The sequence below is a fragment of the Corynebacterium sp. genome (genome assembly GCF_012837295.1).
In the GTDB taxonomy this organism is placed as follows: Bacteria; Actinomycetota; Actinomycetes; order Mycobacteriales; family Mycobacteriaceae; genus Corynebacterium.
Window position 1 is genome coordinate 1 of record NZ_DURI01000001.1, and the last position, 13052, is coordinate 13052.

The 13052-nt window shown below is 69.0% G+C and carries 7 protein-coding genes and 1 riboswitch; of the genes, 5 read left to right on the forward strand and 2 right to left on the reverse strand.

From position 1 onward, the window contains the following. Both GX015_RS00005 and thiC read right to left on the reverse strand, forming a co-directional pair. On the reverse strand, nt 1-218 hold a 218-nt coding region (locus GX015_RS00005; protein ID WP_291341838.1), incomplete at its 3' end, for a hypothetical protein. 205 nt (nt 219-423) lie between these two features. Beyond that, complete coding sequence (thiC, locus tag GX015_RS00010) at nt 424-2136, reverse strand: phosphomethylpyrimidine synthase ThiC (RefSeq protein WP_291341840.1); 1713 nt, start codon at nt 2134-2136, stop codon at nt 424-426. Next, nucleotides 2129-2245: riboswitch (TPP riboswitch) on the reverse strand. It overlaps the preceding gene by 8 nt. Nucleotides 2246-2507: 262 nt before the next feature. Between thiC and GX015_RS00015 the strand changes: the two genes are divergently transcribed. The 5 genes from GX015_RS00015 to GX015_RS00035 form a co-directional block, all read left to right on the forward strand. Next, nucleotides 2508-3218 (forward strand): hypothetical protein, encoded by a 711-nt coding sequence (locus GX015_RS00015; protein ID WP_291341841.1) that lies wholly within the window; start codon nt 2508-2510, stop codon nt 3216-3218. Then, complete coding sequence (locus GX015_RS00020; protein WP_291341843.1) at nt 3218-6127, forward strand: vWA domain-containing protein; 2910 nt, start codon at nt 3218-3220, stop codon at nt 6125-6127. The genes GX015_RS00015 and GX015_RS00020 overlap by 1 nt, the downstream gene beginning before the upstream one ends. A gap of 39 nt (nt 6128-6166) precedes the next feature. Then, nucleotides 6167-9814, forward strand: coding sequence for a tubulin-like doman-containing protein (locus GX015_RS00025; RefSeq protein WP_291341844.1), 3648 nt, complete (start codon nt 6167-6169; stop codon nt 9812-9814). Continuing rightward, the gene (locus GX015_RS00030; protein ID WP_291341846.1) at nt 9814-12594 is read left to right on the forward strand and encodes a hypothetical protein; all 2781 of its coding nucleotides are present in this window, start codon (nt 9814-9816) and stop codon (nt 12592-12594) included. The genes GX015_RS00025 and GX015_RS00030 overlap by 1 nt, the downstream gene beginning before the upstream one ends. A 64-nt stretch (nt 12595-12658) precedes the next feature. Continuing rightward, nucleotides 12659-13052: hypothetical protein (locus GX015_RS00035; protein ID WP_291341847.1), on the forward strand; the 394-nt coding region annotated here is incomplete at its 3' end.

Sequence of the window (13052 nt, forward strand, 5' to 3'; positions counted from 1 at the left end):
CCCAGGCCCTTGAAGCCGTCGCCGATGACGCCGATGGCGACGATCAGCATGTAGAGGGTGCCGATCGCCAGCAGGGTCAGCACCCAGTTGGGAAGGCGGCGGATGCCGTGGGGGACGTCGCTGGCGGCGTCGTCCACACCGTGGCCGGCGGCGAGGTGGTCGGCCGTGGCGGTGGCCGTGGCGCGGGCGTCGTCGCCCGGGCGTGGGGAGGTCGTCATCGGTTCTCGATTCCTGGCTCTTCGGGGGGGGGCCCCGGACATCAGGGCGGGAGCACGCTCCCCGGCGCGGGTGCCGAGGGTATGCGTGCGTCGCAGTCTGGCCGGGCCAGGTGTCCTGTTAACGGAAACAAGGTGAACGGAAGGTGAACAAAGTCCGGTCGCCGGGGTGATGCTCGCCTCATGGGCCCCGGCGCGACGACTCCGATTACTCCGCGGACAGCGGAAGGTAGACGCGGCCACCGGCCGCCTCGAACTCCTCGGACTTCTCGGCCATACCGGCCTCGATCGCCTCGACGGTCTCGAGCCCGTGTTCCTTCGCGTACTCGCGGACGTCCTGCGAGATGCGCATGGAGCAGAACTTCGGCCCGCACATAGAGCAGAAGTGCGCGGTCTTCGCCGGCTCGGCCGGCAACGTCTCGTCGTGGTAGTCCAGGGCCGTATCCGGGTCGAGGGCCAGCGCGAACTGGTCGTGCCAGCGGAATTCGAAGCGGGCCTTGGACAGGGCGTCGTCGCGCTCCTGGGCGCGGGGCAGCCCCTTGGCCAGGTCCGCGGAGTGCGCCGCGATCTTGTAGGTGATCACGCCGACCTTCACGTCGTCGCGGTTGGGCAGCCCCAGGTGCTCCTTCGGGGTGACGTAGCAGAGCATCGCCGTGCCGGCCTGCGCGATCATCGCCGCACCGATCGCCGAGGTGATGTGGTCGTACCCCGGCGCGATGTCGGTGGCCAGCGGGCCGAGGGTGTAGAACGGCGCCTCCTCGCACCATTCCTCCTCGAGTCGGACGTTCTCCGCGATCTTGTGCATGGGCACGTGGCCGGGGCCCTCGATCATCACCTGCACGCCGCGGGACTTCGCGATCTTCGTCAACTCGCCCAGCGTCCGCAGCTCCGCGAACTGCGCCTCGTCGTTGGCGTCGGCGATGGAGCCGGGGCGCAGGCCGTCGCCGAGCGAAAAGGTGATGTCGTACCGGGCGAAGATGTCGCACAGTTCGGCGAAGTTCTCGTACAGGAACGACTCGCGGTGGTGGGCCAGGCACCACGCCGCCATGATCGACCCGCCGCGCGAGACGATGCCCGTGACGCGGTTCGCGGCCAGGGGCACGTAGCGCAGCAGGACGCCGGCGTGGACGGTCATGTAGTCGACGCCCTGCTCCGCCTGCTCGATGACGGTGTCGCGGTAGATCTCCCACGTCAGCGCCGCCGGGTCACCGTTGACCTTCTCCAGCGCCTGGTAGATGGGCACGGTGCCGACCGGCACGGGGGAGTTGCGCAGGATCCACTCGCGGGTCTCGTGAATGTCGGCGCCCGTGGACAGGTCCATGATCGTGTCGGCGCCCCAACGGGTCGCCCACACCATCTTCTCGACCTCCTCGGCGATCGACGAAGTGACCACCGAGTTGCCGATGTTCGCGTTGACCTTCACCGCGAACTTCTTGCCGATGATCATCGGCTCCAGCTCCGGGTGGTTCTTGTTCGCGCAGATCACCGCGCGGCCGGCGGCGACCTCGGAACGCACCAGCTCGGCGTCGGCGTCCTCGCGGGCGGCGATGAAGGCCATTTCCGGGGTGACGATCCCCGCGCGCGCCCAGGCCAGCTGGGTCGACGCCTTCAGGTCCGGGCTTTCCGACGACGCCGGCGCGGGAGCCGGGGTCGGCCAGGAGTTCCTCGTCTTCGGCAGCCCACCGTGCAGATCCGGGTCGGCGCCGGTCTCGGTGTACGGGCCGGAGGTGTCGTACGCGTCGAAGTGCGTGCCATCGGTGAGATTGATGCGGCGCGCCGGGATGCGGAGGACGACGTCATCCGAATCGAACGGCGAACCATCGAACACGACGTCGTCGTAAAGCTTCTCGGAGCGGTAAACCGGGCCGGTGGTGACCTGGTCCCGGGCCTCGTCCATGGGGTTCACGGCATGCTTCGCCATAGCGGTCCTTTCCTACGCCGGCATTACCCGGACAGGTTCGAACGGTCGGCATCCGCATTCCCGATGCCCTCTCAGCGCCGGTTCGGTAGGCGCTCCCGTGGGAATTATTCGGTTATGTGAATGGAGAGTACCCGATGGGGCGCGAGCGCTGGATCGGGGAGGAGCATCCGGTGAATGCGACGGGGGCCGCGCGCCGGGCGCCCATCATGCCGGACAGGTGAGATGGGGGTGCCCACGCGGGATTTGCCGGAACAAAACGGGGTCACCCGGTCTCCTAATGGTTAGGGCAAGGAGTTGCGGACGGTGCGTTTGCGGCTTTACATAGTCCTGGGATCAACTGCGGATAATTTGGCAATAGGAGAAGTGGAATAGTGGCCTCACCGTTCGGAAACTCGGAAACGCCCGGGTCAGGAGGCTTCGGCGGTCCGCCGGGCTCCGGATTCGGTGGCTCGCCCTCTGGCTCCGGCGGAGGCTTCGACACCCCCGGGCGGGGCGACTCCGACTTCGGCACCGCGCCCGCCGGGGGTGGCTCCGGTTTCGGTGCTCCGTCCGCAGGCGAAGCATCGGGGGGATTCGGCTCCGTTCCGGCCGGAGGCTCCGCGGGAAGCTCGTCCGGCGGTTTCGGCAGCGGCTTCGGCACGGGTTCAGGGAACGGTGACGGACCGTCGGGCGGAGGCTTCGGCAAAGGACAGTCGGGCGGCGGCTTCCCCGACGGGGCCGGTTCGTCCGACGGCGATGCGGCCACCAGCTACGGCACCGGCCCGTGGCCGTGGGTCATCGCGGCCACGGCGACGGCGGTCATCGGCCTGATCCTGGGCCTCGTCGCGTATTTCACCGCAACGCCCACGGACGGCGCATACTCCGCGCTCGCCTTCGGGGGTTGGGCGCTGGCGGGCATCGTCACCTTCGTGCTGTTGGGGATGCACCTCATGGAGGACACCCGCAGGCAGGCCGCCGGGCCGTACATCGGCAGCACCGGGCAAGTCGCCCTCTACCGGGCGGCGGCGGGAATCGGCCTGGTGGCCGTGATCGTCACCGCCATCGAAATCGCTCTGTGGGCGTCGAAGCTGGGGGTCGCGTGATGATCGAACGCACTCAACGGAACGCCGGCCGGGCCGCTCGCCGGATCATCGGAGCCGCGGGAATCGCCGCACTGGCGCTGACCGCGGGGGCCACCGGCGCGGTCGCCCAGGAACAGGACGAAAACGCCGCCTTCGGCGATTTCGCGGGATGCATCGCCGGATCCAAGTCCGGGGACATTCTGCTGGTCATGGACGAGTCCGGTTCGCTCGTCGGCTCGGGCACGGATGTGGCCACGGACCCCGACGCCAAGCGCGTCGAGGCCGCCCAGGCATTCGTGTCGCGGATGGCCGAATACGCCGAGGTCACCGAAAGCGACATCAACATCCGCCTCGCCGGATTCGGCGGGACCTACAACGCCGCCACCGACTGGACCGCGCTCGAATCCGACGGAGACGGCACCAACCTCGACGGCGACATCGAAGCTTTCGCCGACCGCGCCAACGAGGACTGGACCGACTATTCCGCAGGCCTGTCCGGGGCGGCCGCGGCCTTCGAGGGCGGGGAGAGCCCCTGCCGCACCGTCCTGTTTTTCAGCGACGGCCAGCCCACCGCCGACGGTTCTTCCCCCGAGGCGATCATGGACCAGGTCTGCCATGCCGACGGACCCGTGGGGCGTCTGCGGGCCAGCGGCATTCAGGTCTTCACCATTGGTTTGTCCAGCGGTTCCGTCGACCCCGCGCCGCACATGCGGAGGATCTCCGAAGACGACGGCTGCTCCGGATCGGCGGCCAACGGCGCGTACATCGACGCCGCCGACGCGTCCGCCCTGACCGCGGCATTCGAGAAGATGGCGCCGTCCCTCGGCCTCGGTTTCGAGCAATCCCGGCAGATCAACGACTCTGTCGAATTCACGCTGGACAACTCGGTCAGCCCGGTGAAGCTCAGCGTGACTCCCACCGGCGCGGGGCTCGAGGACATCGGCAGCCTCACTCCCGTGCTGACCCCGCCGGGAGGAGAGCCGACGGCGCTGACCGAGGGAGTTTCGGACGTCGCCGGCAATCCCGTCACCGTGACGGGTGGCGGCGATGGCGCCAAGGGGGCCGTGAAGGTCAATCTCGATCGCGGCGGCGATGCGTGGGCCGGCAACTGGACCTTCGGCTACCAGGTCGAGGGCGGCCAATCCGATGACGCCGGGTACGAGTTCCAGCTGGACATCATCCCGGGCTTGAGCATCGTCGTCGACGGTTCTCAGCCGGGAGTCCCGCTGGCCAAGTCCGACGACGAAACCATCGGCGTGTCCATCGAGGGGCCGGACGGCGGGAACCGCCAGTTCGACGGAGACGCGCGCTTCACCGCCCGCATCGAACCGGCCAACGGGGAGCCCCCGGTCACGCTGGTGGAAAACGCCGACATCCGGTCCGGCACCCTGGACGTCCCCCTGGACGCGGTCACCGGGGCGTTGGCCGGCAGTCTGAAGATGGATCTGACCGTCACCACGGCCGGCGTCGACGGCCGGCCGGGGACCCGACTGCAGCCGCTGCACTTCTCCAAGGACGTTTCCGTCGCCCCGGCGACGATGCCCAAGGTGCCCGGCGCCGTGACCCTGGACATGAACGGCACGGAGGGAACCGCGACCATGCAGGTCGCGGGACCCGGCAGCGTCTGGGTCGAACCGGGCTCCTTCGCCGTCGGCGACGCGACGGTCGAGTACACGGCCGACCGCGACGCATCTGCTCCGCTGGTACTGCAGCGCGGCGAAACCGGGGAAATCATCATTTCCGCCACCACCGCGGCGGCCGTCGACCGCGCCATCACGGATGCGTCCCTGCCGGTCGTCGCCGTGGATTCCGAGTCCGGCGAGCAGAGCACGGTGGACGTGCGCGTGGATGGCGCGCTGAGCGCCCCCATCGACAAGGCCACATTCGGCGTCGCACTCGTTCTCGCGCTGCTGCTGGCCCTGCTCATCCCGCTCGGGGTGCTGTACCTGATGAAGTACATCACCGGCCGCATCCCCTCCCGTCCCGGCATCCACGCCGTCCGCATTCCGGTCACTCTCGACGGAACGACCGTTTTGCGCACCGACAAGGGCGGCGAGTTCGATCTGCCCTACGACGAGGTCATCGCCGCACCGCGGGTCACCTCGAGCGGCCGTTCGATAACGCTGGCGGGGGAGCGGGTGGACGTGAAGACGGGCCTGAATCCGTTCGAACCGCCGAAGGCGGTGGCCGAGAGCCCGAATTCAATTTCGGATTCCGGCGAGCGCTCGGGCGGATCGGCGCGTCTGCCGCTGGCCGTCCACGACCATTGGTTCGCGGTGGCCATGCCGCCGGCCGAACCGTCGGGGATGCAGGACCCCATGGGGGCCTTCGGCCCGATGGGCCCGATGGGCGGCGAGCCCGGTCAGGAGGCGCCGATCCAGGCGTCGATCATCGTCGCGGCCGACGAGGGCATCACCCGCGATCGGCTGGCCCGGATCATCGACGACGTCCGCCGCAACGGCGCCGACCGATTGGGCAGGTTGCGGGAAACCATGAGCGCGTCCGCCCCGACGGGCGGAGGCGAAGGGAAGCGCGCAAAGGGCCCGAAAGCCGCCAAGACCAAGCGGGGCCGCCGGGGCGATTCCGGCGGTGACGCTCAGGGCACCCCGCCGCAGCAGCCGATGCAGCAGCCTCCGCACACCGGGTTCCCGAACCAGCCGAACCAGAACAACCAGTTCGGCGGCCCCGCCGGGGGCGCCGTTCCGGGGTCCGGCGCCGGATCTTCCGGATCAGGCTGGGGCGACTCCGGCACCCGCGGCACTTCCGCCGGAACGGGCTGGGGCGACTCCGGCACCGGCGGTACTTCCGCCGGTTCGGGCTGGGGCGATCCCGGTTCCGATTCCGGCTGGGGAGGCTCCGGCGGGAGCGGCTCCGGCTGGGGCGGTTCCGACGGTGGCTTCGGGAATCCCCCGGGCAACGGCGACCGATAAACGACTCAATACCAATCAACCCCCGATAAGGAATCGAACGTGGAGAAATTTCTCGTGGTCGGCTGCGGCGGCTCCGGCGCCGTCACCCAGGCCTACATCATCGACCAGCTGAAGGCGTACCTGCGCCAGGTCGCCCCCGAGCGCACCGAGCTCCCTGCCGCCTGGCAGTTCGTGTCCGTCGACGCGCCGCTGTCGGCCGAACCCGGTCCGGCGGGGCTCGCCAACGTTCCGCAGTCCGGAGGCCAGTACGTCAGCGTCGGCAACAGCCTCCACTACAACCAATTCGAGCAGGGTCTGTCGCAGCAGCTCGCCCGCACCGGCTCCCTCGGCGAGATCTCCACGTGGGCGACCTCGGAACCCGAGACGCTCAATCTGCCGATCGACCGCGGCGCCGGCCAGCGCCGCGCCCTCGGCCGCATGTTGACCATCCAAAACCTGGAAAAGATCCACGACGGGCTCCGCTCGGCGATGGACCGCCTCAACCGCATGGAGACGAACGCGGAGCTCAACGAGCTGAACCACCGGATCACCGGGCGCCGTTCGGACGTGACCGACAGCGAGCCGATCGCCCTGGTCATCGGATCGATGGCGGGCGGTTCCGGAGCGTCGATGGTGTTCGACATCGCCAGGCTCATTTCGACGCTCCCGGGCAACATGCCGTCGCGCACGGCGATCTTCATGATGAGCCCCGAGGTCTTCGAATCCCTTTCGGAAGATGATCGCCGGGGAATGTGGCCGAACTCGCTGGCCATGTTTGGCGAGGCCTTCGCCGCCCAGACGGGCGCCTCGGCCGCCCATGACCGTGCGATCTTCAAGGCGATGGGGCTGTCCGTCACCCCCAAGAGCTCGTCCTTCGCTCGACTGTTCCCGATCGGCGCCCGCATGGGCGGCAACCGGTCCAAGTTCGGCGACGGTTCGCCGGCGGCCATCTACCGCGGCCTCGGCCGGGCGCTCGCGGCGTTGATGACCTCCCGCAAGGCGCTCGGGTCGTTCACCCAGTACACGCTGGGCAACTCCGGCGCCATCGAGGGCAGCCGGTCCATCCTCGGCTGGGGCTCGCCGTCGAAGTTCAGCTGGAACGACGTCCCCTGGGGGTCCATGGGGTACGCGCAGCTCTCGATGGGGCGCGACCGTTACGCCGAGTACGCCGCGCAGCGTCTCGCACGGTCGTCGTTCGAAAGGCTCCTGGAGGGTCACCTCAGCGCCGACGACCCGTCGACGGGCAAGGAACAGCTGGACAAGCGCCTGTTCGAGCGGATGCCGGACTTCCTCGCCGGGTGTCGTCTGCCTTCCCAGATGGTCGGGGGACTGGGCGCTTCGGACGTGTACCCATGGCTGGGCAGCGTGTTCGGATCCTCCTTCTCCGCGCCCGCCGCCAACGAAGCGGTCCGGAACATCCGCCAGACCCTGCCGGCCGGCGACGGGATGAAGTCGAAGGACTGGGCGGACCTGGTCCGCCGTCGCCTCTCCGAGCTCGGCGGCCCCGTCGACCAGCTGTTGTCGGGCAACGCGTACGCCACCGTCCACAAGTTCGCGGACTTCTTCGCGGATCAGGTCATCGCGGAGATCGAGCGAGACCTGTCCCGATTTGGCGTGCCGTTCGTGGAAGAGACCATCGACCGTCTGGCGGAGATGCTCCAGGAGCAGCTCGTCCCTCAGCTCAAGAATTTCGTGCAGGCGGCCGCGGGCATGAACCCGATGGCGCCGTCGCCGCAGCTCGAGACGTTGCTCCAGCCGCTCAACGCCCGCGGCACGGTGAACAATTCCGCGCAGATCGCGGACAACATTGCCGCCAGCTACAGCATGCAGCTGACCCAGTACCACCTGCTGCAGGTCGCGCAGATCCTCACCGACGTCTTCGACGACTTCCGGGCATCGGTCCTCATGCGGCTCAAGCGTTCGCTGGAAAGCGTCCACAAGGACCTTGACCACGACAACGAGCGCAAGGACGTCAACCTCAATCTCGCGGACGTCGCCACCTCCGACCCGGTCGCGTGGCCCCGCGACGGCGAGGAGAAGATCGACGATCGCTTCCGCAGCTCCGCCAACGAAATCCTGATCACGGAAACCGACAAGTTCCCGGTCGATTACGAGGCGCACATGCTGGGCACGATGCGCGCCACGGTGCCGGACCTCCGCACTTTCGAGCAGGCCGTCTCCTCCGCCACGCGGGAGATCATCATGGGCGATTGGGACACCCAGGGCGGCGTCAAGGCCCCGAACAACACCCTGTGCCCGGCGAGCGGTCCGGAATCCGGGCCTGGCAATCGTGCGGGTTGGGTGTCGAAGCACCTCACGCGCCCGCCCTACGATCAGGGCGAGAAGCGCGATTCCCGCGCCGCGACCTTCGACCCCCGTCTGCGCCCGGCCGATTTGATCGAGCGCACCCGCCTGTGGATTTCCCGCCCGGCGAAGCCCTTCAGCGACTTCATCGGGGTCGATCTCCGGTCGTACCTGTCGCGTGACGCGGCTTCGAACGACGCGGAGTACGACGGCCGCGTCAACCGCCTGCACGATGCCTTCTATAAGGCGCTGCACCAGGCGCGGCCCCTCGCGGCCGTGTCGTCGGAGATGCTGAACCGCGTCTACGGCATCGGCCGCGAGCAGTACCACTTCAACTTCTCCGAAATCCCGCTCGACGGCCTCGAGGCCGGAGCCCGCCTGTCGGAGATCATCCAGAACGACACCACCCGCGACGAGGCGACGATCACCACCTTCGAGTCGGCCTTCACCACCGACAACCGGGTGTTCAGCATCGACGTCTTCGGCTCCTACCCGAACTACTCGCCGGTGGTGTTCTCTTCGCTGTTCCCGCACATCGCGGAAGATTGGAACGGCCGCGGCGGAAACTCGGAGAGCTTCTGGGAGCTGCGCCGCGCCCGGCCGCTGCCGGCGGCGCTGCCGCTGACCGATGACGAGCGTCGCGCGATGGTCGCGGGCTGGCACATCGGCGTGCTCACCGGCCGGATCTACATTTCCGGGCTGGGCACCGCCGACGCGGCCGCCCACATTTTCGACGACGCGAACAACGAATGGGTGGCGTTCCCGCCGAAGCTGCTGACGCCCCCGAGCAAGTTCCGCGGCAACGAGGATTGGATGCCCGCGGTGATCGAGTCGGTGCTGCTGGCCTACGCCGACGTCCAGTCCGCGCCCCCGGGTGGCCGGATCGGCGACTCGCTTCGTCCGTACCGCCTGCTCAGGGAGCTTTACGACGATGGCGCGGAAGCCCCCACGACGGGTGCCGTGGATCATTCCGTGGTGAAGCTCCTGGCGGAATGGCTGGCCACGGGGAAGGACCCGCAGAGTGACACGGGGGCGTCGCCCCATGGTTCGACGGTGGCCGAGCGCAAGGAGAAGGCCGAGGAGATCCTCCGCGGCGCCCGCGCGAAGGCGTCCCACTTCCTGTCGGGTGCGGGACGATCGGCGCTGCCCGGCGCCCGCGGCAACGACCGCCCTTGGTCCTACGTCGTCGATCGCCGCATCGCCGCCGAGATGCCGCTGTACCGCGACCTCGCGGATGACGTCGACGTCATGGCGGCGGATCTGCTGAAACGGCTCGAAGAGGCCGCGAAGCTCGCCGAGAACTGGGGCCGCGAGCCGGCCATGCCGCCGCAGCCGCTGATCACCGGGGCCGACGACCCGACCCATGATTCGCGCCCCGCGGGCTTCGGCGGAGGTCTGATCTGATGAAGGACATCATCATCTTCCTCGGGCACGGCGCGGGGCCGAACGCGATCCGCGCGAACCTCGTGGATTTGGCGACCCTCGGCCTGGTGACCCGATTCCACTGGATCGACACCGCCTCGGCCGGCAACGAAATCGAGGTAGTCGAGCACGACGAGGCGGAGGGCGTGCGGATCCGTCTGCAGAGGGTCAGCGACGCGCTTCGCGTCGACGGCAGCCGACGGGTTCTCCTCGTCGCGCTCGATGAGCCGGACGAACACGGTTCCACCGTCGACCTTCCCGCCGTGATGCGGTGGACCAACGCGATCGACGACATCTTGTCGTCGTCAAGCGAACGCGTTCACCTGGTCCTGCCCCGCCTGCCCCTGCCCCGGACCGCCCCCGCGCGGATGGTCGGCTGGACGACGCTGGTGCTGTCCCCGGAAGACTCCGACTCGCCCTCCGACGCGAAGGATCCGCAACGCCGCGCCGATGGCCCGGATGCGCTGGCCCGGTACGCGGCGCCCGCCGTCGCCGGCCTGACGGGGCTCTGGGCCGGGGCATCGGAAACTCCGGTCCTCGACGGCCCCCGTGGGGCGATGGCCTCCGGCGAAGGCGGCGTCGTGCGACTGACCCGCGTCTATCACCGGCGCATCGACACCACGGACATGGAGGCGGGGATCCGGCGGCGCACGCTCGACGTCACCGAGCGCGTGCCGCAGCCCGTCCGCGAAGGGAACCGACGCGTCACCATCGCGGACGACGACGCCGAGATCACCGGCAAGATGGCCGAGGGCTTCGCCCGATCCTCCGCGCCCTACCTCTTGTCCGAACTCCGGCCCAGCCAGAATCCAGAGTCCTCCAAGGTCGGCGCGTGGGAGACGCTCAAGCGGTTCTTCTCGTTCTTCTTCAAGGCGGTCATCGGCACGCCCGGAGACTGGGTGGCGGCGGGATCCGCGACCGTCCAGCGGGGTTTCGCGCGGATGGTGCAGAACACGCTGTATGGCCAGGATTCCGCGATCGAGGTGGTCTGCGGCCGTCACTCCGGCGCGCGGCATTCCGGATCGATCGATGAGATCGGCGCGGCCAGCAGCCATCTCCGGGAACGGCTCGATCGTGCCGACGACCAGATCCGAATCGGCGAGCCCCCGTCCCTTGCGCTGATGTGGCGCGCCTACGCCAACACGTGCCTGACGCTCGTCGACGGCGGCGAGCGGGAGCAGGGCGTCTTGGCCGCGCCCCGCGACCACTACGGCAACGGCGTCGTCGTCGAACGGCCCGAGCTGGCCGTGCCCGATGCGGGCGACACGTTCAACGGAGAACACCACACGCTGCGGTCGATGCTCGGCGACTCCCTCGGCGACACGACGATCGCCCCCTACGACCCGCACGGGGCCGCGGCCTACGCGGGAGCCCTGGATTACGTCGCGGACAAGACCACCGACCGATCCGTGCTCAACCTGCAGTCGCGGTTCGACGAATGGAGGCGCCGCAACTCCACGAGTTTCGCCTGGCGCATCGGCGAGCGACTGTCCGGGTTCATGGAGGAATCACGGGCGCGCGCGGCCGGCTGCGCCGAGCAGCTGCGTCAGATCCAGGCGGAGCTCGAGGCCCTGGGCGGCGACGACGGCGAGGCCAGCCGCCGCCTGGCGCGCACCCTGCGCATCCTGACGGGGCTGTGGTTCGTGCTGTCGTTGATCACCGTCTACCTCGTCGTCGCGGAGTACGAGCCGGGCATCCGCATTCCGAGGCTCGGATGGTCGCTGACCTGGAATTGGGGCCTGTTGGCCTTCCTGGTGGTCACGCTGGTGATGCTGCTGATCCAGTTCCTGGTCTTCGCCAGGGCCCAGCGCGGGATCTTCGACCGGATCACCAGGCGCACCCTGCTCGCCCACAACGAGCGGATCGCCGCCGAAAACCTCGGCACCGCGATCGGCGACGTCGAGCGCTGCGCCCGTTCCTATGCTCAGCACCAGTCGTGGAGCGCGATCCTCGGGCGAGCGCTGTCGAGCCCCTTCGGCTCTTCCCTCGAGGCGGAGGCGCCGCTGCGCATCCCGCACGCGGGTCTGCCCCGGTCCACGGTCATCGCGGAAGCCGACATCGATGAGCGCCGTGCGCTGGAAGCGGTTCAGCTCCTGCGGGACCGGGTGTTCCCGCCGTCGTGGGCGGAGGATTCCCTCGAGAACCTGATCACGGCCGCACGGGACGAGGTCCAGGCCAGCGGAGTGATGATCCCCGACGATTCCCAGTTGTACGGCGCCATGGGCCGTGGTTCGAACTCGCCGCTGGATCGCATCGCCACGGTCGCGGTCGACGAGGAGCTGGACCGCAGCCGGGAAGCCGATGCCGTGTGGGCCCGGGCGCTGGAGGATCTGTCGCGCTCCGGTGACGCCGATGCCCTCGTGCGCACCCTGCGCATGTGGGAAGACGGGGTCGAGAAGGAGATTCCGAGCCACAGGCTTTTCGACGGGCTCGACGTCGACTCGCGGGTCGGATTCACCGGATCGGCGATGACCGCGATGGGCCACAACAAGGGCGGAACCGAGGTCGACCCGGAAGTCAGTTCGCTGCACCGCGAGCCGTCGGCCGCCAACGGGCCGGTGAACACGCTGTCGAAGTCGGTGACCGTCGTGCAGTACGGCAGGACTTCGCAGGCCGAGTGGATCGCCTCCGAGGTCACGTCGAACGATCCCCTGCCGCGGCGGGTGGATCCCGTGTTCCCGCGCGACGAGGCCGGCGTCGACGAGCCCGGCCCGCGGAGGGCCGGAATCTCGCTGCCGGGCTTCGGCGATGGACTGGTGTGATGACGAAATTCGATGCGCGTGAGCTGGGCGAGAGCCCGACGGACGCGAAACGTGGAGGAAGCAAGTGAACGAATTGTCCGGGAACGACGACAAGTCCCGCGCGATTTCGGAAGTGCCCGAGTACATCCTCCGGGCGATCGTGCGGATGGGGGAGCCCTCCGTCCAGGCGATCGAGAGGATTCTCCCCGCGCAGCACAAGAAGCTGGCGGCGGACATTCACCGGCGGCTGGTCCGCGGTGACCGTCGCGACGCCGACGGTGATTCCGGGAACGACGGTGCCGCCACCGCCGCCACCGCCGCGAGCGCGACGGCGCCGGTGACTTCCGGCGAGGATGCGGGCCGTGCGTCGTGGGCCGTGGACGAGACTGCGGCGGCACCGGTGGCGGCCCCGGTCGGGCATTTCGGCCCCGCACCTTCGCTGCAGGCGGGCGCCGCTCCCGCCCAGTCGGATGCGGCGC